Annotated in this window: 16 protein-coding genes; 4 read left to right on the top strand and 12 right to left on the bottom strand. The window is 41.7% G+C overall.

Annotated features, from left to right (window positions below):
* Nucleotides 1–33 precede the first annotated feature (33 nt).
* From ACHCNF_RS00310 to ACHCNF_RS00300, 3 genes are all read right to left on the bottom strand, one after another.
* A complete protein-coding gene (locus tag ACHCNF_RS00310) occupies nt 34–717 on the bottom strand; it encodes an Ig-like domain-containing protein (RefSeq protein ID WP_408070809.1) in 684 nt (227 codons plus the stop codon).
* Between the two features lie 196 nt (nt 718–913).
* Entirely contained in the window at nt 914–2,632 is a 1,719-nt protein-coding gene (locus ACHCNF_RS00305) for an alpha-amylase family glycosyl hydrolase (RefSeq protein ID WP_408070808.1), read from the bottom strand.
* A gap of 36 nt (nt 2,633–2,668) precedes the next feature.
* On the bottom strand, nt 2,669–3,643 hold the full coding sequence (locus tag ACHCNF_RS00300) for a nucleoside/nucleotide kinase family protein (RefSeq protein ID WP_408070807.1): 975 nt from the start codon (nt 3,641–3,643) through the stop codon (nt 2,669–2,671).
* Nucleotides 3,644–3,858: 215 nt separating this feature from the next.
* Between ACHCNF_RS00300 and ACHCNF_RS00295 the strand changes: the two genes are divergently transcribed.
* The 4 genes from ACHCNF_RS00295 to ACHCNF_RS00280 all read left to right on the top strand — a co-directional run bounded on the left by ACHCNF_RS00295 (nt 3,859) and on the right by ACHCNF_RS00280 (nt 8,619).
* Entirely contained in the window at nt 3,859–4,869 is a 1,011-nt protein-coding gene (locus ACHCNF_RS00295; protein WP_408070806.1) for a LacI family DNA-binding transcriptional regulator, read from the top strand.
* Nucleotides 4,870–5,192: 323 nt separating this feature from the next.
* A complete protein-coding gene (locus ACHCNF_RS00290; protein WP_408070805.1) occupies nt 5,193–6,575 on the top strand; it encodes an ABC transporter substrate-binding protein in 1,383 nt (460 codons plus the stop codon).
* A 122-nt stretch (nt 6,576–6,697) separates the two neighbouring features.
* Complete coding sequence (locus ACHCNF_RS00285; RefSeq protein ID WP_408070804.1) at nt 6,698–7,750, top strand: carbohydrate ABC transporter permease; 1,053 nt, start codon at nt 6,698–6,700, stop codon at nt 7,748–7,750.
* Nucleotides 7,750–8,619: a carbohydrate ABC transporter permease gene (locus ACHCNF_RS00280; RefSeq protein ID WP_408070803.1), complete on the top strand. Its 870-nt coding sequence runs from the start codon at nt 7,750–7,752 to the stop codon at nt 8,617–8,619. The genes ACHCNF_RS00285 and ACHCNF_RS00280 overlap by 1 nt, the downstream gene beginning before the upstream one ends.
* A 125-nt stretch (nt 8,620–8,744) precedes the next feature.
* Here the strand turns inward: ACHCNF_RS00280 and ACHCNF_RS00275 are convergent, their stop codons facing one another.
* The 9 genes from ACHCNF_RS00275 to ACHCNF_RS00235 all read right to left on the bottom strand — a co-directional run bounded on the left by ACHCNF_RS00275 (nt 8,745) and on the right by ACHCNF_RS00235 (nt 23,889).
* Nucleotides 8,745–9,263, bottom strand: a complete 519-nt coding sequence (locus ACHCNF_RS00275; RefSeq protein WP_408070802.1) for a GAF domain-containing protein — start codon at nt 9,261–9,263, stop codon at nt 8,745–8,747.
* A gap of 390 nt (nt 9,264–9,653) precedes the next feature.
* Nucleotides 9,654–10,280, bottom strand: coding sequence for an Ig-like domain-containing protein (locus ACHCNF_RS00270; protein ID WP_408070801.1), 627 nt, complete (start codon nt 10,278–10,280; stop codon nt 9,654–9,656).
* A gap of 303 nt (nt 10,281–10,583) precedes the next feature.
* Nucleotides 10,584–13,382, bottom strand: a complete 2,799-nt coding sequence (locus ACHCNF_RS00265) for a glycoside hydrolase family 3 protein (protein WP_408070800.1) — start codon at nt 13,380–13,382, stop codon at nt 10,584–10,586.
* Nucleotides 13,383–13,818: 436 nt separating this feature from the next.
* Complete coding sequence (purB, locus tag ACHCNF_RS00260; RefSeq protein WP_408070799.1) at nt 13,819–15,252, bottom strand: adenylosuccinate lyase; 1,434 nt, start codon at nt 15,250–15,252, stop codon at nt 13,819–13,821.
* Nucleotides 15,253–15,278: 26 nt separating this feature from the next.
* Nucleotides 15,279–16,718 (bottom strand): amidophosphoribosyltransferase, encoded by a 1,440-nt coding sequence (purF, locus tag ACHCNF_RS00255; RefSeq protein ID WP_408070798.1) that lies wholly within the window; start codon nt 16,716–16,718, stop codon nt 15,279–15,281.
* 170 nt (nt 16,719–16,888) lie between these two features.
* Nucleotides 16,889–18,085: a hypothetical protein gene (locus ACHCNF_RS00250; RefSeq protein ID WP_408070797.1), complete on the bottom strand. Its 1,197-nt coding sequence runs from the start codon at nt 18,083–18,085 to the stop codon at nt 16,889–16,891.
* Nucleotides 18,085–18,915, bottom strand: a complete 831-nt coding sequence (locus ACHCNF_RS00245; RefSeq protein WP_408070796.1) for a hypothetical protein — start codon at nt 18,913–18,915, stop codon at nt 18,085–18,087. Before ACHCNF_RS00245 ends, ACHCNF_RS00250 begins: the two co-directional genes overlap by 1 nt.
* Nucleotides 18,912–20,219: a DUF5716 family protein gene (locus ACHCNF_RS00240; RefSeq protein ID WP_408070795.1), complete on the bottom strand. Its 1,308-nt coding sequence runs from the start codon at nt 20,217–20,219 to the stop codon at nt 18,912–18,914. Before ACHCNF_RS00240 ends, ACHCNF_RS00245 begins: the two co-directional genes overlap by 4 nt.
* Nucleotides 20,220–20,307: 88 nt before the next feature.
* A complete protein-coding gene (locus tag ACHCNF_RS00235) occupies nt 20,308–23,889 on the bottom strand; it encodes a DUF5717 family protein (RefSeq protein WP_408070794.1) in 3,582 nt (1,193 codons plus the stop codon).
* Nucleotides 23,890–23,955 lie beyond the last annotated feature (66 nt).

Genomic DNA, 23,955 nt, shown 5'->3' with positions numbered 1-23,955 from the left:
ACTACAGAATGGGCAAGATGTAAACAAACTTCGTTATGCTCTGTTTCGAGGTACTGTGATCACAATTGTGCACTTTTCCTTCCTATTAGCTTTATTTACAATTTTTATCCTGGTAGTTCCGCTCTTTTTAACCGATATTACACCTTTTTCTGAAACCGAAGCCACATTTTTCTTACTTGATGAAAAGATCATCTTCTTATTTTTTACTTTTTGCCCTTTGATCCTGACCACAATTTTACGCTTATCCCCTTTCTCAAGTTTTTCATAATATGAGCGGGGTTTCTTGGAAAAATCAACAATGATTCTCGTCTTCTTTTTTTCTTTATGGACTATAGGCTTGTTAATTGTGCTTTTTTTAGATGTATTAACTATCTCGGTCTTGTTGTTTTTATCACTTGACTTCCCTGTAGAGTCATCTTTCTTACCAGAGTTATCAGATGCCCCTGTTTTGCCGGAATCTTTATCATCTTCAATAATCACGGTATCTTCGTCATCATCTTCTTCATCATCTTCTTCATCTTCTGCATCATCTTCTTCATCATCGTCATCATCATCGTCTTCGTCTTCGTCGTCTTCATCATCTTCGAAGACAATTACTATATTTTCCTTTGCATAAGCGGTAATTCGAATACTTCCGGATATCGATAATAAAAAAATCAGCATGGTTAATAACGCAACCAATGCTGATTTTTGCCTACTGCTTTTAAATCTCTTCATTTATACCCCCAATTCTTTCCCAGGGAGAAAGCTCATACCACCTTTCTCTGCCGGAAATATCCTATTTGTAAGTACATAGTCAACTGTTAAAGACATTGTACGTTTCACAAATAAAAAAAATTTGGGTAAAAATAATCAATGACTAAAATCAATGTAAAAAAATTAAAAGCACTATATTATTTTTTTATTAATGAAATTACTGCTCTATCTCGTAATCATATGTAGCAAAATCCGCTTTGAGAGCAACTCTGTTTCCGTCTTTCTCCCAGATGAATTTCAGGACAGAACCATCCTGTTCCATGGTAAGCTTAGAATCAAATCCGAATGCAGGATTGGTGTTTCTAAGCCTCAAAAGCTCAAGCTGTTTTTCAACAACAGGCTGCTTCATCATATTGGCTACATCTTCATTTGAAAGATTTGTACGGTTTATTTCCTTATGTCCGCCTGCTCCCGCTCTCTCTACTGCCTCATAATCATTTTTTCCTGCAAAGAGATCAAGATACCATACCTGAGGCTTGCCGGGCATAAACATCTGAACCGCTCTTGCAAAAAGCATCTTCTTATCATCTGCGCCAAGAGCACTGTAATAGGTAGAGTTTACCTGATAATACATGTTCTTTTGGCCGTGAAGATTCTTTACAAGGCCGCCTCTTCCAACAATTACCTCAATCAGCTTTTCAATCTCCTCATCCGAAATAAAGCCCTTAAGATCAAGTACAGGAATTCCATCATGGCATCCAAGCATATTAACGACTCTGATGTTTTTATCCACGATTTCCTTAGCCCAGCGGGCAAGAACATCTCCGCTCTTCTTCTCCATGGCATATATGAGAAGACCGGGAAGGAAGAAATCATAAGTCATATAGCCCTTATCTGCTACCTTCTCGTAAATTCCGGCACCATAGCTGTCATGAATTTCAGGAAGAAGTCTAAGGTTGTTTTTATCTGCAATTTTCTTAACTTTCTCAAGAACATCCCATGTGTCAGGCTCATTTAAAAAGTTCTTCTTTCCGGGCTCCTTGGGAGCATATGCAAAGGCATCAAGTCTTACAATAGCAGCTCCATATCCGGAAAGTGTTTTGAGAGTGTTCTCATAGTGCTCCCAAACAAGGTCAGACTTGATATTCAAATCCATCTGTCCAAGATATTTTCTTCCGTTTGCCAAAAACTCAAGAACTGCTTCTTTATATTCTTCATATTTACCAAATTCGATTTCTTCCGGAGTCTTTCCCTCATCAAGACCATCGCAGACACTCTTAGCTATTCTCTCAGCGGTCATATACTGTAATCGGCCGCCACCCTGAACATCTTCCGCTGCCTTTGCTGTTCCATGTTTTTCCTTATAATCCTCAACGGCAGCGATTATATCCTGAGCATCAGGTCTTCTGTATTGAACCTCCTGATAGAATGTGTTCCAGTAAGGAATTTCCTTTCCGTCAGGCATACGGACCATAAGAATAGGAAGTCCGGGCTTTCTGAAAAACATATCCTTGATATACTTCTGGTCAGGCTGAATGTAGCCCTCTTCTGTCATCTCGCCGCAGCCTTCCCAGAATTTATTCCAATTAATGAAAAAGTCGGCATATTTTGATTTCTCACCATTTTTCAAAAGATCCTGAAACTGAGGTGATAAAACTGAAGCATGATTAAGGATAAAATCCAGCTTGAGGTCAATCCCCAATGCACGAAGTCTGTCAAGATCCTCCTTGGATCCAAGCTCCTTATTGATTCCGTAATCGATCACCGAAAAACCTCTGTCGAGATCTGTGTTATAGATGCTGGGAAGGATATAAAAAGAACTGAAAGTATCCTTAAACTCATCCTTTTCAAGCATGGTAACGATATCCCCAAGTGTGCCGCCACAGCTGTCCGGGTAGGCATTAAGCATAGGTCCGTTATCTACAAATTTCTTCATTCTTACTCCTTTTTATAAAACAATCGTGTATTGAAATCACAGTCCCATAAGCTTCTTATAATCATCATAGCTGATGATCTCGCCCTGCTTACTTACTATGATCTTAGCCTTGTGAGCCTGAGCCATGAGCTTGTTCTGCTCAAGTTCAAGTACCATCATTGTAAAAGGGCTGTCAACCTTACCATCACGTGCACGACTTCTTCTGTGCTCAAGTGTCTCCTGGGGAGTGCTGTTAAGAAGAACAGGTATATCAACTTCCTTCATGAAATCTGTATTACCATGAGTCCACTCTATGATAAGAACCTGCTTATCAGTCATGTCAACTTCATCATACCAGAGTGTAGACTCGTCTCTTCCCATTCTCTTAAGCCAAAGCTTATCTGCTCCATCCTTAAATGCAGCAAGGATTGAATCAACCTCATCAAAATCTGTCTCATTGGGTGTTCCGAGATAGGCATCAAGCCCCTTCTTACCTGCATCAAGATAAGATGCGAACCAGGGATACTCTTTAACATGGTCAGCATTAGCATCATCATTAAGTTCCTGGTAGTTCTTAACTATCTTGTAATTCTCAGCATTCATTGCACCGCCGTCTACCATACCTCTGATGCCACTCTGTCTGAAGGTATGAAGTCTCTCAGCATCATTGTACATAGGAATACGATGAGGATAGTTATCACCTGACATTGTGTAGCTTCCTATGCCTGACTGTTCAAGCATATATGAAAGAAGTGATGCAATTTCAGATTTTCCTACACCGGAGCCGCCGCATACAGTAATAACCGCTCTGCCATAAGGGTTAGAAGTTGTAACCTTTGAAAGTTCCTCCAAAAGCTTAGGGAAAACAGTTTTTGCCTTCGCAATATGGCTTTCTCCTATTTCTATCTTATCCCCGGGCATATCACCATGAGGAATATCGGAAGGAATCTGAATCTCCTTCTGAGCAAGTGTTTTGACCATCTCTGCTGATATAGCAGCCTTAGGACTAATTTTGTTGTAATCTTTGTTCATTTCTGGTTCCTTTCAAAAAAATAGTCATAACAATTTCAAAACCATTTCTGGTTTCAAAATGTTAAAAAATTGCTTGGTTGCAACTTTAACGCAAAAGTTTCTTATATTATGTGCATTTTTTGATTTTTGACAGCGCATTTTTGCTGTGTTATTTTTACACTATAATCATTTTTAAACTTTTGTAAAGTTAATTTTTTATTCGGTGGACAATTTTTATGATAACAATTAAAGAAATTGCTGCTCAACTAAATATGAGTACGACCACTGTTTCCAACGTAATTCACGGAAAAACCGGTGAAGTATCTCCTGCCACTATTAAAATAGTTGAGGATTATTTAAAAAAAGTTGACTATGTTCCAAATATCAATGCCAGAAATCTTGCACAAAACGAATCCAAGATCATTGGTGTTGCACTAAAGGCAAGGGCTGACAAATATGAAAACCTTCTGATGGATCCCTTTGTATCTGAACTGATTGGTGGTATAGAGGAAGCAATCAGAAATGCCGGCTACTTTATGATGCTGTACATATCAAGTGATACCGACGAAATCATGCGTCATGTATCAACCTGGAACGTAGACGGACTCCTGCTGTTCGGTATGATCGACAACGACGGAATCCGCGTCAGTGAAAAATACAAAAAGCCTATCGTGTGCATTGATACTTATAGTATAGAAGGTTTAAAGCACTTCATTAATGTCGGACTCAATGACAGACAGGGCTGCTTTGACATGGTAAACTACATGATAAAACAGGGGCATAAAAAAATCGCATTCCTTTCTGATAATATGAAAGGTGTCGACTACGAAAGATTTTCCGGCTACAAATATGCTCTCGCAGGGAACGGTATTCATTTTGAAGGAGACTGGTTTCTAAAGATAAGACCAAGAAGTGATGAGATAGAAGCTTCTCTGGAAGAGATATGCCATCGGGCCGAAGAATTCGATGCGATCATGTGCGTATCCGATCTGTATGCTGTCCAGCTCATGTGTGCTCTGGAAGACAGAGGACTTAGTATTCCGGATGACATTTCAATAGCAGGTTTTGACGATACTCTCCTGGGTCAGCTTCACCGTCCCGCACTTACAACTGTTCATCAGGATGTTAAGAAAAAAGGAATTGTAGCAACCAATACTCTTCTTCAGAGAATTCGTGGAGAAAAAACACCCAAGCAGATACAGCTTCCCACGGAACTGTTTATCAGAGATACTGTAAAAGCAAAGTAAAACAACGTGTTACGGAAACTGCAAAATCCAAAATCTATACAAACTATACAATAAAATATTAGAGAAACATTAAAACGATTGAGCAATGTGCCACCCGGTTCATTGCTCTTTTTTATAAAAATTTTACTTTTTAGAATTATTGCACAAAGCCAGTTATAATCAGCTTTCACGCGTAAGCCATTGAAAACACGGGAAACAAATTAAATTTTTCACTTGTATTTTGATGTACATCATGCTATTTTTATATCAGCATAAAACTTATGCGCAAAAGTAACTACCAATCGTATTGGTCGATTGGCAAAGTGCACAACAAGGAGGGTAACATGAAAAAGAAAGTATTATCTATGCTACTTGCTGGAACTATGGTTCTTAGCATGACAGCATGCGGCGGTTCAAACAATACTGCTGCAGACACAGCTGATTCTACAGCAGCTACTGCTACAGAAGAGGCATCTACTGAAGAGGCTGCTACTGAGGAAGCTGCTTCAGAGGAGACAACAGAAGAAGCTGCTACAGAAGAGACATCTGACACAACTGCTTCTGCAGGCGCTATTCGTCTTCTTAATGGTAAGCCTGAAATCAATGATCAGCTTTTAGAGCTTGCTGAGCTTTACAAGACTGAGACAGGCAATGAAGTTTCTATCGAGACAATCGGTGGTGACACAAGTGCCGGTGATGAGCTTAAGAAAATGTATCAGGCAGACAACATGCCCGACATATTCGTAATCGAAGCTAACCAGGCTGCTACATGGGACGGCATGCTCGCTGATCTCGCAGGTGAAGAATGGACTGATAAGACAGGATTCGAGCTTGTTGATGAGAACATGGGCACAATCGGTTTTCCTTACACAGTAGAAGCTACAGCTCTTGGTTACAACGCTGATGTACTTAAGGCTGCAGGTGTTGATCCTGCTTCTCTCACATCTCCCGCTGCTTGGGCTGAGGCTTGTGAGACTCTTGATTCCAAGAAGGATGAGCTTGGTATTACAGCTGTATTTGGCTGGTGCGCTGAGCCTGCTAACCTTGGATGGTCATCAGGTACACACGTATTTGGTCAGTATCTTGACGCAGGTCTTAAGGCTGATGATACAACATACATTGATATGCTTAACGACGGTGGTAAGATCGACGAAGACAGAATGACAAAGTTTGCTGAGTTCATTGGCATGATGAATAAGTACTCAGATCCTAACCTTCTTGTAGATGGTACATATGACAACCAGGTTGCAGGATTCAAAGATGGCAAGTATGCATTCATCACACAGGGTAACTGGTGTGTAACATCTCCTGAGGATGTAAGCTTTGAAGTTGGTTTCGCTCCTTATGCATTTGAGGATGGCATCAACACAATCATCGCTGGTCCTCCGTCATACTGGGTAGCATATAAGGACGGTAACGTTGACGCAGCTAAGGCATTCTTCAACTGGTGCGCAGGTGAGTCTGCACAGGACATCCTTGTAAACAAGGCTGGTCTTGTATCTCCTTTTGATGATTGCAAGTTTGAAGCAACAAATCCTTTCTATAAGAGCATGAAGAGCTACATCGATGCAGGCAACTACAGCGGATGGCACACAATGCTTAAGAAGGATGGTCTTCAGAACGAGACATGTCAGGTATTTGCTGACTATGCAAAGGGAACAATCGCAGATGCTGCTGAGTTCACAGACAAGATTTCTAAGGTTATAGCTGGTTACTACAACAACTAATAACAAGATTCAAACCTGGGGCAGAGCTAAGTACTCTGCCCTGGTTTTAACTTATTTTGGGGTATATATCAAAAATCATTTGAGGCAAAAGCAAAAGGCTTCTTCAATAAAGGAGATATTTTATGAAAACACCATCTGCTAGTAAGCAAATAATGTCAATCCTATTCCTGATTGCCGGTGTTGCACTTCTTGTTTGGTCTTTGGCGATGGATATCATGGGATCGGGTGTTCCATTTCGCGGGGCTACATTGGTGCTTGGGGCTGTAGGTATAATTGCCGGTTTATATTTTTATCCGACAGTAAAACATCACCGCACAATTATTAACATAATTTTCCTGTTTCCGCTTCTCTTTGCTTTTGCGGTCACAGTAATAATCCCTCTCATTCTTGGTATTGGTTATTCCTTTACAGACTGGGATGGAATCAGAGTAAGAAACGCAGTCGGCGTTGCTAATTACACAAGAATGTTTACACAGGCAAGCTTCCTGTGGTCTATCTTTATAACATTTCTTTTCGTTGTATTTAATATGATCCTTGTTAATCTGGTAGCTTTCCTGCTTGCACTTCTTTGCACATCCAGAATAAAAGGACTTGGCTTCTTCAGAGCCGCTTATTTCCTTCCGAATCTTATCGGAGGTATCGTACTTGGTTATATTTGGAACTTCATTTTCAGTAACGTTGTTACAGAGATTCTCAAGACCCAGTACTCTATGCTTGCGGATACAAAAACAGCATTTATTGCTATTATTATCGTATATATCTGGCAATATGCAGGTTATATAATGCTCATCTATATCACCGGTCTTAACACAATCCCCGGCGATGTACTTGAAGCTTCAGCCATCGATGGTGCTAAGCCTCTTCAGACTCTTTTTGAAATAAAGATTCCGATGATAGCTCCTACCATCACAATCTGCACATTCCTCACACTTACAAGTGCATTTAAACAGTTCGATGTTAACCTTGCATTGACAAACGGTACAGGTTCAGTTGATATCTTTGATAACTATCTTACAAACGGTACCGAGATGCTCGCGCTTAACATATACAACACAGCTGTAATTAAGAATGAATATGCTTTTGGTGAAGCAAAAGCCGTATTATTCTTCATAATACTTGCATGTGTATCAATTTTACAGGTTCGTATATCTAATAAGAAGGAGGTTGAATTATAATGCATACAAAAGAAAAAACATCAAGCGTTGTTATAAGACTTGTAATTGCAATTATTATTGCTGCATATGTTCTGTTCCCCTTCTTCCTGGTTTGTGTTAACTCATTTAAGCAGTCAGCAGATATCACATCAAATCCTATAGGATTCAACGGTGTTTCATTTGCTCAGTTTACACAGAACATGACCGATGTTATCAACAATAAGAGCTTTACCTTCTGGCAGACCTTCGGATATTCAGCTCTTATTACTGTCCTGTCTCTTGTACTTCTTGCAGTACTTGGTTCAATGGCAGCATGGGTTATCTGCCGTAACAAGACAGTTTGGTCCAACATCATTTACTTTACATTCATCGCATCAATGATCATTCCTTTCCAGGTAGTTATGCTTCCTCTTATCTCTACTTTCAGAGATGTCGGAAAGTTCGTTGGTATACCGATGCTTAAATCCGTTCCCGGTATAGTATTTGCATACCTTGGATTCGGTGGTGCCATGACTGTATTCATTCTTGTAGGATTTATTAAGGGAATTCCTTTTGATCTTGAAGAAGCCGCATCAATTGATGGATGCTCACCCGAGCAGGTATTCTTCAAAGTAATTTTCCCGCTCCTCTCACCCGTTATTACAACAGTAACAATTCTTAACGGTATGTGGATCTGGAACGATTACCTTCTTCCTTCAATGATGCTCGGTCAGAATGGCCCTGTAAAAACTCTTCCCGTTGCGGTTCAGGCTTTCGTTGGTTCATACGTTAAGCAGTGGAACCTGATCCTGGCAGCTGCACTTCTTGCAATCCTGCCTATGGTTATTCTCTTCCTCATCGCTCAGAAACAGATTATGGAAGGTATGATCGAAGGTGCGGTAAAGGGTTAATGAATCACTTAGCTTACTAAACCCATTCCATTATAAAATCCCTTGGTAGTTCGCCTCTGCCAAGGGATTTTTATTTGCTATAAATATGACTTTAGGAACGCAATTCGGAAAATGCGTTTCGGATATTAAGGAATAATCCTGGAAATAAGTTCAGCACATTTTTCAAGATCCTCAGATTCTTCATTTGCCTCTGTAAATCTTCCCTCTGTGTTACTGTCTATATCAAGAACACCTGTCACTCTGCCATCCTTACTTCTAAGCGGTATAACAATCTCCGATCTCGCCTCACTGTCACAGGCGATATAGCCTGCAAACTTTGAAACGTCAGGAACTATAAGAGTCTTGTTTTCTGCTGCTGATACGCCGCATACACCGCGTCCTATCGCTATATGAGTGCATGCAACCTTACCTTGAAAAGGTCCTAAAATAAGCTCTGTATTTGCTGCATCAGCATTTATCTTTTTGGCATGTATCCCGGAATCAGAATTTTTGTCAATCACAACATCCTTATCCGCCATAAGATAAAAACCAACCCAGCTTACATCGGGAAGCTGCTCCCAAAGGCATGCCGCAATATTGGAAAGATTTGTAACATACCAGTCCTTTTCATCTATCATTGCTTCTACATAATTTGAAATAGCCATTATTTCAATCCTCCTTATATATTCTATCTGTTTATAAGCTTAAAGCTTCCTGTTTGCATTTTATAATTTACGCAATTAAATTAACAGAAATATATTATCACATAGAATTAATAATTGCACCAGAAATAAAAGCACCCATTAGAGCGCGCCCATGGCGCGCAAATAAAAAAGAATGTCGCTTGCGACATTCTCGCGCCGAGCGCGGTTGCAGAATGCAACATATTCCTTTCGCGCGAGTGCGCATCCTCGCGGAGCGTTTTTGTATCATAGGAAAGCAATTTCCTATGATACAAAAAAACCGCACCCGTGTTACCGGGTGCGGTGAAACTTCATCATAACTTTTTTCTATCCTATGCCACAAGCATCTCCTGCTAATCCGTTAGCATGCTCTTAGTTTACATGTACCATCATGCAAGCATCTCTGCCACGCTTCTGAGCATGAATTCTTACATCGCCGTGTCCAACTGCTCTGATATATCCATCTGTAACTGTTGCGATATCGCTGTTCTCACTTGTCCAGGATACTCCGCCGCCAATATCTTTAGGGCTCTGGAATACACTTGCATGATAACCCTGTCCAACCTCGAGTGTAATCTCTGCTCTGTCAAGCCAGATCTTGTCGGGTTTTCTCTTATCATCATTGTTCTTACCGCCGCCAACTTCTACATAGATAAATGCCGTCTGTGTGCCATTCTTATCTGTAATCTTAATCTCAGCATCGCCGGATTTCTTAGCTTTGATAAGTCCACTGCTTGAAACCGAAACAACAGACTTTCCGGATGTTACTCTATATTTTACGGATTTCTTTCCATATGTAGCGCCATCCTTCTTAACTCTGATCTGAACCCTGGCTCCAACCTTCATCTCGACATCATTATCGTCTCCAAGCGATACAGATACCTTCTTGGTGGCTGCCTCTACCTGATATGTCGGCATTGCAATAATGCAAAGCGTGGCAGCCATTACTACAGCTAAAGCAGCTGAAATAATTCTTTTAAAACTAACTCTCTTACCCATAAGACTGATCTCCTTTCACAAAAACTATCATATCCCTATAAAATTTGTTGTTCCCCCATAGCTTATTATTAGCACTCTTTCCTGCATAAGTAAACTCAATCGATATAGACTTAAGGAACATTTTAGAAACCGTTTATAAACCATTAAAATAAGTCGATTTTTTGCATGTTTTTTTTATAAAATGGCTTTATTTGACATACTTCACTATGCTCCTGAACAGCTAAAAAACATTCTGCACATAAAAACGGAGCAAAGGTTATATACCCTGCTCCGTTATATTATTACTCATAAATCGTTTTTAGATTACAGTTCAGATAATCCTCTCTTAAATTTATCCTCGATATCCTCTGTTTTAATAATCTTAATTGATTTAATCTCAAGCCCACCCTGTGCAAAATAGAACTTCAAATAGAAATTACTCATTATTGCCGGTATCATGTTGATCCTTATGGTTTGCCACTCTCTATCCATTCCTGTAAGTGTGACAGTTTTGATCAGTGCCTTATCCTGGAATATGGACATAGGAAGCTGCGCTACATCAGGCTGGTTAACTGCTCTAAGTACCAGCTCCATATCCATCGTTATCTTTCTCTTAGATGTAATAACGAAGGATGTAGTAGCATTCTTTGAAGTGTCAATGAGCGATGTATCTATCTCTGTCTCATCATCATTGAGCGTCAGCTTTATAAGTTCCTGAAGCTTTGCGTCATCCTCTGAAACTGCCTTTGCAAGCTCTTTATCAAGAGCTGATTCCTCACCCAGCATATGTCTGTAGGCAGGAGTTTTTAATAAAAACTCGCAGATATTAGCAGCATTTCTTACAAGTTCTGCCCTGGTCAGCCTTCCATCCTTTAATGCCTCAGGAAGATTATCACCGCCTGAATTCTCTTCAGCATTTCCATTTACCATATTAAGGTCATTCTGAGCTCTAACCTGTGCTGCTACGTTTTTATAGTCTCCGGGGGCACCTGCTTCATCATTTGCCATAGCCCACCAGTCAGTCATTACTATTCCCTTAAAGTCCCACTCGCCTCTCAGTATGGTTGTAAGAAGATCATAATTGCCGGACGTCCAGACTCCGTTTACAGGACCATAGGTACTCATAATAGCCCTTGCTTCTCCTTCTCTTACAGCAATCTCAAAGCCCTTAAGATAAATCTCACGAAGAGCTCTCTCAGATACAACATTATCCACGCTGTGTCTCTTAAACTCCTGAGTATTTCCGGCAAAGTGCTTTATAACTCCGGTAACATCATACTTATGAAGTCCGCGAAGCTGTGCTGCCACAAGCTTTCCTGTAAGAATAGGATCCTCTGAAAAATACTCAAAGTTTCTTCCATTTAGAGGATTTCTGTGAATGTTCATACCGGGACCAAGAAGAGCATCAATCCTGTTCTTTCTAAGATCCAGCGCCTCCCATCTAAAAAGCTCCTCATTCAGTTCTTCATTAAACGTACATGCAAGGCATGTTCCGTTAGGAAGTGAAAAGGCATGTGTGCCACAGTCCATACGAATTCCACTGGGTCCATCCGAGCATCCTCCTGCAGGGATACCAAATTCTGCCAGGTTCCCTGTAAGGCCACCAAAGGCTCCGGCAATTCCGGCTGTAACCTTGGGTGAGCACATTCCTTCTCCGCGCATCATAGCCATGAGATCATCATCCGATAGCTGCGCAAGGAATTTCTCCATGGATACCTTGCCACTCTCAACGTCTTTAAGCTTATATCCCTTATCACCTGTGTAGGGAAGTGCCTTGGGAAGCCTGTCCTTTCTCTTCTTATTTGGATCAATGGATCTTACAGGAACTTTCTCAGTAGTTTTTGCAAAACCAGATTCCGGCTTTATGCGCTCAAATTCCTTAACCGGAGCGCACGCTTCCTCACATTCACATATAGCCTCAGTCTTCTTAAGCTCGAATTCGCCTGCTTCCTGCGCACTTCTTACATCACTGCCCGCAAATACTTTGTAAACACCCTTTTCCATCACATATGAAGACTTATTGCCTGTTACTCCGCTGTCATCATATGAGCTCATCCAATACTTAGGAACAGATATTTCAAGGCACTGCATCTGTCCGGGCTTCAATACATCTGTCTTGGCAAAGCCACACAGTGCTCTAGCGGGCTTTCCCATCATTCCCTGCGGTGCCTCCAGATAAATCTGCACAGCCTCTTTTCCAGATTTATCTCCGGTATTGGTAACAAGAACCTCCAATGTCACACCATCCTTGGAGTCATATGAGAATTCACCAAGTGCTATATCGAAGGTTGTATATGAAAGTCCAAATCCAAAGGGATAAAGAACCGATTCCTTGTCAAAGGTCTCAAAATAGCGATATCCGACATAAATATCCTCTGTCTGGAAATTTCTCTTATCAGATCCAAAATTTGCAGTTGAAGGATAGTCGCTTATATCAAGAGCAATAGTATCTGCAAGCTTTCCGGAGGGATTCACATCTCCTGACAAAACATCAAGTACTGCATTTCCGCCTTCCTGACCGCCCTGCCATACATAAAGAACCGCCTCAGGTCCTATCTCGGAAACCCATTTCATATCCATAATATTGCCGACATTTAAAAGCACTATGGTCTTGTCAAAAGCCTTGCAGACCTTTGAGAGTGCGTCCTTCTCAACGTCTGTAAGAAGATAGCTTCCCTGCTCATTCTTATTGTCCTGATCCTCACCTGCAGTTCTGCCTATGATGAAAATAGCAACATCTGACTGCTTTGCAGCCTCTTTAACAAAATCATCATTAAGAGGCATCTCCTTCTGGAACCATGGCTCTGCTGCCCAGCCCACTCCTGTATCAAAAGGATTCTCTTTTACAAACTGCTCATAAGCCTTACGAACATCAGAATTAATCTTATATTTTTTTGAATCATTAAGAGCCTCGTATATGCCAACCACATAATCGACATTCACCATTCCGCCTGAGCCGGTACCACTCTTATAATAATTCATCTGGCTTCTTCCAAAAACCGCAAGTCCGGCGCCTTTTTTAAGAGGAAGAGCATCCTTATCATTTTTCAGAAGTACAATCCCCTCTGCGGCTGCAGCTCTTGCTGTTTTCTTAAATTTCTCAATATCCCACGTTTTAGCCATATTAATAATATCCACCTTTTCTGTATAAGTTTAGCTGTCAGAGCTTCATCAGCCCTTAACCGCGCCTACCATTACGCCCTGCTCAAAGTATTTCATAACAAAAGGATAATACTACAATCATCGGTGCGCTAGTGTTTTGTCTGGATGACTTTTGATTTAATTATGAAGTATCATTCTCAATAGGCTAGGAATCTGAATGAGTCGTAGCGGTGGCTACGGCGATTGAAGATGACGACGCATATTGAGGATTAGACAAGTAATTAAACAAATTGTCATTCAGACAATACACTAGATACTATTATAACAGCATATTTAACAAGTTGCTTATATGCATTTGCATCAGACACAGCATCAAGAACCGACATACTCGCGGGTGTAATGAGAAAGAGCCTCCCCAAGAAAATAGGAAGGCTCTTCTGTATTTAAAAGATAGTTATTAAACATTAATCTCAGCTGTAAGACCAAGCTCATCTTTATTTGCTTCAAGAATGGGATTAACCACTTCATTTAAGAATCTCTCAACCTGATGAGCACTGCAGCCTGTGTACTTCTTAGGATCCATACACTCCTTGATCTTTTCCTCTGTCATATGGAAAGCAGGATCTTTAACGATCATCTCAAGAAGATCATTATCAAGACCGTCCTTCTTTACATGGTCTCCTGCTATCATTGAAAGCTCTCTGATCTTCTCGTGAAGCTCTTGTCTGTTGCCGCCAAGCTTTACAGCATCCATCATGATATTCTCTGTAGCCATGAAAGGAAGCTCAGACATGAGGCGCTTCTCAATAACCTTAGGATATACCACAAGGCCGTCTGTGACATTCATGCAAAGATCAAGAATGCCATCGATAGCAAGGAAGCCTTCCGGAATTGAAAGTCTCTTATTAGCAGAATCATCAAGAGTTCTCTCGAACCACTGTGATATCTCTGTAATTGCAGGATTTAATGTATCAACAATAACATATCTTGAAAGAGAGCAGATACGCTCACTTCTCATGGGATTTCTCTTATATGCCATAGCTGAAGATCCGATCTGCTTTGCTTCATGGGGTTCTTCAACCTCTTTAAGATGCTGAAGAAGTCTGATATCCTGTGCCATCTTGGTAGCTGAAGAAGCAATGCCTGCAAGAACATTTACAACCTTCATATCAATTTTACGGCTATAGGTCTGACCTGATACTGCCATGCATCCCTTGAAGCCCATCTTCTCAGCAAGCATGGGATCTAGCTTGTCAACCTTAGTAAGGTCTCCGTCAAAAAGCTCAAGGAAGGATGCCTGTGTACCTGTTGTTCCCTTTGAACCAAGAAGCTTCATATTATCAAGGACATAGTCAAGATCCTCAAGATCGATCGTAAAGTCCTGAAGCCATAAGGATGCTCTCTTACCTACTGTTGTAGGCTGGGCAGGCTGAAAATGTGTAAACCCAAGTGTGGGAAGGTCCTTATATTCATCAGCAAATTTTGCAAGGCAGCTGATAACATTAAGGAGCTTTCTGCGAACAAGCTTAAGAGCCTCTGTCATGATGATAATATCTGTGTTATCTCCAACATAGCAGCTTGTAGCACCAAGGTGAATTATTCCTGCAGCCTTGGGGCACTGCTGGCCATATGCATATACATGACTCATTACATCATGTCTTACTTCCTTTTCACGAGCCTTGGCAACATCATAGTTGATATCATCCTGATGAGACTTAAGTTCATCAATCTGCTCCTGTGTAATGTTAAGGCCAAGTTCCTTCTCTATCTCAGCAAGTGCGATCCAGAGTTTTCTCCAGGTTCTAAACTTCATGTCCTGTGAAAAGATGTACTGCATCTCCTTACTGGCATAACGCTCTGAAAGCGGGCTTGAATATCTGTCTGTACTCATAACTAAACCTCCTAAAATTGTATATATTATTGCTCAAACTCTCCACGGATATCCTCTTTGGGCGGAGCTACGGGATAATCGCCTGTAAAGCATCCCTTACAAATATCTAATTTGCGTCCGACAAGTTCCTCCAGACGTTCCTCTCTCAAATATCCAAGAGAATCAGCTCCTATTATCTTGCAGATTTCATCAACACTTCGGTTATAAGCGATCAACTGCTCCCTCGCAGGAACATCCGTGCCAAAATAGCAGGGCCACAAAAATGGCGGTGATGAAACTCTCATATGAACCTCGGTGGCTCCGGCATCCCTCAGCATTCTCACTATCCTGTCAGAAGTAGTTCCGCGGACGATAGAGTCGTCTATCATAATAACGCGCTTACCCTTAACCGCGTTGCCAAGAGCATTGAGTTTTACCTGAACACTGCTCTCACGACTCTTCTGTCCGGGCTTTATGAAGGTTCTGCCTATATACTGATTTTTTACAAAGGCCTGTCCATAGGGAATTCCAGATTCCATCGCATATCCCAGAGCTGCGCAGTTACCAGACTCAGGAACACCGACTACCACATCTGCCTCCACAGGTGAATCCATCGCCAGGAATCTTCCTGCCTTAATTCTTGACTCATATACACTCACACCGTCAAGAACGCTATCCGGCCTTGCAAAGTAAATATACTCAAAAATACAATGACCGTGCTTTACGCTTCCGCACATCTGTCTGTTAGACTCTATGCCTTTTTCGGGAGAAATGGTAACAATCTCTCCGGGCTCAACATCTCTGATATACTCAGCCCCAATCGTATCAAGTGCACATGTCTCAGAAGCAAGGATATAGCAGTTGTCACGCTTACCGATAACAAGTGGTCTAAAGCCATTGGGATCTCTGGCGCCTATAAGCTTCCTCGGTGACATTACCACAAGTGAATACGCGCCCTTGATCTTCTGCATGGCATTTGCCACAGCACTCTCAACACTTGGGGTGTTAAGTCTCTCCCTTGCAATGTGATAAGCTATAACCTCTGAATCAATGGTTGTCTGAAAAATCGCACCTGTATATGCCAGCTCCTCTCGAAGCTCCGGTGCATTAACGAGATTACCATTGTGCGCCATCGCAAGAGTCCCCTTAACGTAATTAAGGACAAGGGGCTGAGCGTTCTCTCTGGTGCTGCTGCCGGCAGTTGAGTATCTCACATGCCCTACACCTATGTCGCCACGCATCCCTGAAATGATGTCGTGATCAAACGCTTCATTAACCAGTCCCATGTCCTTATGACTCGTTACTTTTCCTTTTGGACCCTTCGTTTCGCTGACAGCGATACCGCAGCTCTCCTGACCTCTATGCTGCAGCGACAGCAGTCCGTAATAAATTGAAGGAGCGACATCACCGCCATCGAAATCATACATTCCGAAGACGCCGCACTCCTCGCCTATCTTATCCGTTTCTCTGTAATAATTCTTAGCCATTGAAATACCTGCAAATCTAAATGGATTTAGTACTACCATTGGTATTAGAAAACTTAATCCCAACCAACACAAAACATACTACAATAACTCCCATTCCTTGGCAACAATTTTTTATAACAAAGAGCTCTTAGACTGCGTATAGTGCAGCCTAAGAGCGTACTTTTCAAAAATCATGCTCCCGGATATCTCTGCTCGAATCTGTCGACCATATCAAGAATCTCCTGCCGATATACAGGATACTGTTTTACGAGCTCCTCAATCTCTGTCTTGGCATTGCCCGCCACCACATCGCGTTTATAATCCATCTGTTTACGAAGAGCCTGACGCTGCCCAACGAGTTCGTGACGAATCTCCACCTCCTCGTTGTGATTTACAAGAGCTATAGCCTGATGAACCCAGATATCAGGATCCTTTATGCGATATTTTCTAAGTGTGAAAACAAGAGCCTTCTGATTGATATCCAGTTCCTTTGTAGCCTGAGCATATCTCTCGCGCTCAGTTTTCTCCAAAAGATATTTATTATATAGACTTGTAAGCTCTCTCGAATTAGAAATACCGTATTTGAGACATTCATAATCTATAAGATTCTTGTTATTCACATATCTGATCTTAACCGTATTCTGAAGCTGTATAAGCCTTGCCATACTGTTAAGCACAACCTTCTTCTCACGTCTCTGCTCATGAATTTTCTGATTTATGAAAAAGAAGGATAACGCAGCAACTACTATTGCCACCATATATCCGTAGGTCACATTGAGCTTTAGGGCAAGTGACAAAATCGCAAGTGCTACAGTAATAAAACCAAGAGCTCCTGCTATGACCAGCATAAGCTTTTGCATATTATCCAACGATATCTCTATCTCAGCCCTCCTGAACTCGTAAGCCTTACGTTCCTCATCCAGTCGTCTTAAATCATTTTTTACCTTCTTCTGATGTTCCTCAGCATCGAGCAATGCCTTGGCACCTCTCTTGGCATCATTCTGCAGGCGCTCCATCTTTTCAAATTCCTGGTCCGTCATTCTGCTCTTGCGCTTATTGAAATGCTTCTGCTGCTCCTCGCTGTCCAGAATGCGCTTTGCACACTCATTGACCTCCTCCCTGTTTTCAGGAGGAAGAGCATCAATCTCCTCCATATCACGAAGATGAGAAGTAACAACCCGGTACTCAAACTGCAGAGAATCCATGTCGCGGCTGGCCTCTGCCATTTGCTGCAGGCAATTCTCCACATACTCTCTTCGCTGGGCAGGATCATCTATATCAATGTTTTTCCTGCTGTAGGATATATCATTCCAGTTCTCCAGCTCATTCTGCTGATGGCGCTCTATCCGATATGTATCTTTTTTCTTAAAAAAATCAAAGAACCCCATTATTCAACCAATCCCCGGTACTCTTCTTTCATTTCCCCTGTTATTCTGTCTATCTCTTCATAATACTCACTCATCTTTGCGCCCGTGCGGTAAAGCTCCAGACTGCGAATCTTGAAGTTAGAGCTGCTGGCATCATAAAGATCGCCTGCTTCATCCATTCTATGTTCCAGCTTAAGTGATAAATTATGAGCCTCTTTATGGCTGCCTACAAATGCAACGTAGTCTTTCTCACTCATGGTCATGCGCTTTGCAGCAAGAAATTCCAGATAGGACTCTTCATTGCCGCCATCCTCCCAGGCCTGATAGAAAAACTCCGCCGCTCTGTCATACATAAAGAGCTGAGCAAACATCACTCCCTGATTATGCAAAATTCTTGCACGGACATTTTTATCCATCTCCGTTACATGCTTAGTCAGATAACCCAGCTCTGCGAATGCCTGCCTGATATGCCCCTGCTTCATAAGGAAATCCGCCCTGGCCATTCGCTTGTCAAAAACATCCATGTCGGCATTATTTTTGAGGATTTCTTCTGTGTAGTCAACCTCTTCCTTAGAAGAGTATCCCACGTACTCGAGCAAAAGCCCCGCAAAAGATGCAGCTGAGCAGTTATGTACAAGCATTTTTCTCAGTTCATCAGATAGTCTGGTCAGACCAAGCTCATCGCCTATCCAGTCCACCAGCCCCATCTCAAAGGAATCGGAATCCATCAAAAAAGCATTCTGCGTAATACAGTAGCACAGCTCCTCTATAGAGTAGATTCGCCTTCCGATTTTCTCAAGATAATATGGTTTTAATGCGTACCTTCCGGTACAAAGAATCGGATCACTCATACCGGAATCACCTCATCCCAAAACATCCCCGAATTCTCAAACAATTCTCCAAAGCCCATATCCTCAACATGAATATTAACCTTGTTGGCAGCTGTCATAGCCACCTTCATGCGAAGTCTTGTGGTTCTCGGCGGACGAGTAGGAAGCCCTTCAAGTTCTATTCTATGCACATGCTTCTCCCCTTCCGTAAGAGGAGTTATCATTATGTCTATACCATTTTCGTCATCGAGTATCAGGTCAAATCCCGTACTCACATCATACCAGTTTTCGCCTGCATCAAGGAGAGCATGGTAGACCTGCTGTCCTTGCTTTTTGACCATCATCCCTACATTGGACTTCAATTTTCCGCCGTCGAGAAGGACATACTTATCCATTCGTCCACTTGGTCCAACCTTCTCCCTGGCAGCGATGCTGGCACCTTTGCTAAACAGATTATTGCCCTGAAAAACACGCCTTGTTCTGCATAAAAACTCAAGCGATTTTTGCATCCACTGCTCTCTGAAGCCATCGCCCAAAAGGAAAACCGAACTTACTATTCTGCCCTCCATTGTCTTTTCGGAAAATTCCAAAAATTTGGAATCCAGTCGTGTAACCTGTGCTGCCCTCTCATTGGTATTTTCGGAAAACCCGCCCTCAGAAAGAGCCATTCCATCATATGTACTCTTATCGATAGTTACAACTATGGGCTTGGTTCTGTGATTCAGCTTCATATCATAGACTACCATCTCTCCGAAACTGTAATCGCAGGCTATCACAGAGTGCGACAAAAGATCTTCAGGTTGGTACAACATATAGTGATAAAGACTGTCCTCATAGCTCTGATAAAAAACATTCTTTACCGGAAGAGATAATGCTCCCGTAACCTCAGAGAGAACCTCGATCATCACAGAATCCATATTTCTGGTGGTAAATGCTATGGCATCAACCATGTCCATAGACATCTCCATGGACAGCAGAGAAAGCGTTCTTTTCACAAAAAGCGAGAGAAGCGAAACCGGGTCATATCCGGTGCCGTCGATGTTAACGCGCTTTCCCTTGCGCGCATTCTCTATAAGGTCATCCACTCTCACAGCTGTTCCTGCCTCAATTTTGGAAAGGGCCTCTTTACCATAGAACCACTGGTTTACGTCCTTCCTCTTGGCAAGTACTGTCGGTATATTGTAAGCTTCAGCACCTGCAAGGACAGAAAGAGTCTCAGGAAGATCCGAATCAGACGCAAGAAAACTGATCTGCGAAACTTCCTCTCCCAGATCGTAGCCTAAAACATATCTTCTTGCCGTTTTTGATTCTCTGAAAAATGCCATCGTAATGTAATAATCTCCCGTCAGTTTTTATCTATAGATGAAAGCTAGTCCAGTACGGTTTCTGTTTTTCTGAGAAAAAAACAAAAACCTATATGGTTCTAAATAATTTATTTGTGAGGAATCTCTTCCTATAATACTCAGCAAGCAGCCTGTCAACCGTATCGTAATCCTGAAGTGTCTTTCCTATCATTATGTCGTTAATGATGGAATATCTACCCGCTGTAGCCTCCTGAACAATGTCGTTCTTGGAAATCATACCGCTCTCTGTAAGTTTCTCTCCGCGGCCGTTGTAGTTCTCCTCAGTTATGTAATACTGAATCTGTTCACCGAAGAATACTATAAAACTCGCGTCATAGATTCCCGGATACATTTCCTGCATAGGCTTTGTCTTATAGTCCTCTGTATCATCCTCACTGCTGATATAGTGTACAATACATTTCGTTCCCGGTGTTGTGCGATACTCGACAATCGATTTATCGCAAAACTGATGCATCTCCGCAAATTCGCTCTGATAATGCATAAAGAACGAGAAATAAATATCCTTATCAAGAAGCTCTCTGAGAAACTCCTTGATTATCTCTTTATATGGTTTAAGCTCGTCGTGACCGGTCTCGGTAAAGCTCTTGAGATATGCCATCCTGCATACATCAAGAAGTTCTGTTCCGGATTTTGCAAGCTCTCCTATTCTCTCAAATATGTAACTGTCAGTCACCATATTATCAACAAAGTAGTCATGCGCACACTTAGCCAGAAAAGCTTTCTCAAGCTTATCTGAACCACCACTCTTTTCAACATAACCTCTGAAAAGAGCAATCTTATCGCCTATATGCGCTCCGGTATACAGTATCTGAGTCAGCATTCTTTTTGATAACTCAAATACATCCACGCCCTGCGCACTGGCTGTCTTCCACAGATCTCTCATCTCCTTGATAGTACCTGTGTAGCTCTCGCAAAGGAAGGTTATGAGCTGCTGATCATACTTCGAATTAGAGAATGCGTACCAGGCTATCTTTGCATTAGTCTCGCAGTTCTCAAAGGCCTCATTATCCATAAGTCTTCCGCAGAGTCTCATAACAACTCTGGGATCAAGCTTATAGGTTCCGAATCTGCTAACAAGCTTATAGGCCATATTGTAATTGCCTGACATGACCATAAGCTCAAACATTGAAGTTCTCTCGTTGGTATTGAGCTTTTCTGCATTCACTTCATCAAGATACTCTGAGAGCTGCCTTTCGAAATTATTATCATAGTAGAACCTTATAAGGCTCTCTCTGATCTTCTCTCTGCAGATGCTGCGTACCTGTCTGTCTTCCGCTAGTGACCTGTATCTGCCAACATTCTCCATGGTTATTGTATACGAGTTTTTCTCAATCTCGCACAAAAACAGCTCTATACTCTCCTGGCCCTTCTGAATATACGGAACAGCATAGCTTGCCAGCTGCCCTACCAGCATCAGCTTGGAATTTATATAAGGAATACCCTCAGCAAACCTGTTATCCTCTGCATCAGATAAAAAAACAGCGTAGTCACTTCCATATAGAGGAACATAGGCAAGCCCGTTTACAAGGGGATATTCCAGTTCCTGTTCAAGTTTGTCATAAACAACTATAACCTTGGTCATGCGCTTATTATCTGTCTTTATCTCATTACTGAACAATATACGCAGAACCTTATCACTGTTACCTGCATCAACCATCTGCCTCGTCAGAAGGTTTTTATACAAATATCCAAGATCCTTATTTATTCGTCCCTTATCTACCTGCTCCAGCAGATACTTCTCTATCTGCAGCCTGTAGGAATCATAAAGATCCGGATACTCATCCCTATGCTCATGCAGATATCTGTACAGAATAGCGTTTTTCTCATAATCAAGATTACTCTGATACGAAAAGAACATCAGCACCATCTTGGAGATATCACAAGGCAGCATTCCATCTTCATCAAGGTAGATGGCAGCCATGTAATACTCATACAGCCTTGTTATATGAAGCTCATGTTCAACACCTCTGGCATACCAGCCAAAGGCCTCCGGATCTGTTCTGTTTCCCTTTATCAAAAGAGAACAGATAGCTTCAAGCGATTCCCTGTCCTTTCTCTGCTCATAGCAAGCCATAAGAATGCTGACAAGTCTCTCATTATAGTTTTTCTCTCGCGCCCCAAGATATATTATCTGGTCCATCAAAAGCGGCTGTATTATACCTTTTTTCACACCATACTTAAGCGTATGAAGTTCAAAATCTCCTGCCTTCGAGAGCATAGTCGGCGACTCTGTCATAATGCTGAGCGCTTCAATGTAGAGAATCGGGCTTCTGCATCCGTCATTAAACTGCTGTTCCAATAACAGCCATCTGCTGGTGGCACTTGTTGCATACTCCTCTGAAATAAACAGAAGCAACCAGGCTATTCTCCAATTGTCAGAGTTCCTTGAAAAAATGCCCTCCATCATCCTTGCAACTTCATTAGTCTCGTACTCATCACGACAAGCAAGAGTTGTAAGATACAGATAGTAGCAAAATAGTGTATCATTATCAGGATATTCTTCCTCCAACATCGTTTTCATCTGATCAAGAATCCATTTGCCCTCGCTTACCCTGTTGGCCGTGATAAGATACTGCGCAGTATACAGCCTGAAAGCAGGATCCTTTGCATCAATTGCGTTCATCTTATTTACAAGTCTTCCGGTCTCAGCTATCCAGTCCCTTGATCCAATCTTCTTGGCTCTGAAATCCTCATAGAGCTTCATCAACTCAACTGTGAGCTTCTTCTTCTCCATCTCGATGGTACTAAGATGCTCTATCCCAAGGTTAACCTTCACCGTTACCGGTATCTTCACCTGCATATAGGGTGTTCTGAATGTCACTGCGCCAAAGTTGTTGCCGTCATGAAGGAGCGAAGCATCAACTCTGAATTTAAAGAAGCAGTTATTACCTATAAAATCGTTGTCAGAAAGCTCTGAAGAATCAGCTGACATAAAGTTGCCATCAAAAACGACCTCAAGACGGGTATATCCCCATCCGTTTCGCACAAGCATGATGGTATGCTCAGAATCTGCCGGTGGATTGTCTATCTCAATAGAAGCTCTGTCCGGTATATATTCTATAGGCTGCTTCTTTTTTATTGTAATTAAGAATTCCTCCATATTGGCTTCTGAACCGGGTATAGCCGATAGTCCACGATAAAGACTCTCGTAGTTCTGTTCATTCTCCTCAAATACCTCTATAAAATCATCTGAGTAGAATATCTTTTTTGCCTCATCCCAGTCATTCTTTGCCACATTCACAAAATGGAACATGTTGCGGATTGGTCCCATGCTGGACATAACATGACTTATCTCAACATTTACAACAAAAGGAAGCTGATACTCTCCCTGGTTTGATATGACGTTGAATTCACCTTTAATTGCATCTCCGGGACTAAGTCCTGTCCCGTCAAATCTATATCCAACTTCAAACTCATAACCGGAAAAATCAGCTGTCAGAACCTCCATGCGAAGCTCTGATGTAGAGATAAGTCCCTGCACCGCTTTATCCTTAGGTCCATAGATAACAAAGCTTCCCTCTGTAACCTCGCCCGGCTTAATAGTCAGTTCAAGGCGTGGCAGAGAGAAACTAAGAGATCTTTCTGTATTTTCAAATTGTCCGTTTAAAATGCGATCTATTACACTATTCACAAATAAGATTCCCCGAAGAACACATACTTAGAAACATTATAACATATAAAATGCGGTTTGCATTAG

Origin of the sequence: Butyrivibrio sp. NATIVEDY162, from assembly GCF_045999815.1 — a bacterium.
Lineage (GTDB): Bacteria > Bacillota > Clostridia > Lachnospirales > Lachnospiraceae > Butyrivibrio.
This window is presented reverse-complemented; position numbering and strand designations above follow the sequence as displayed.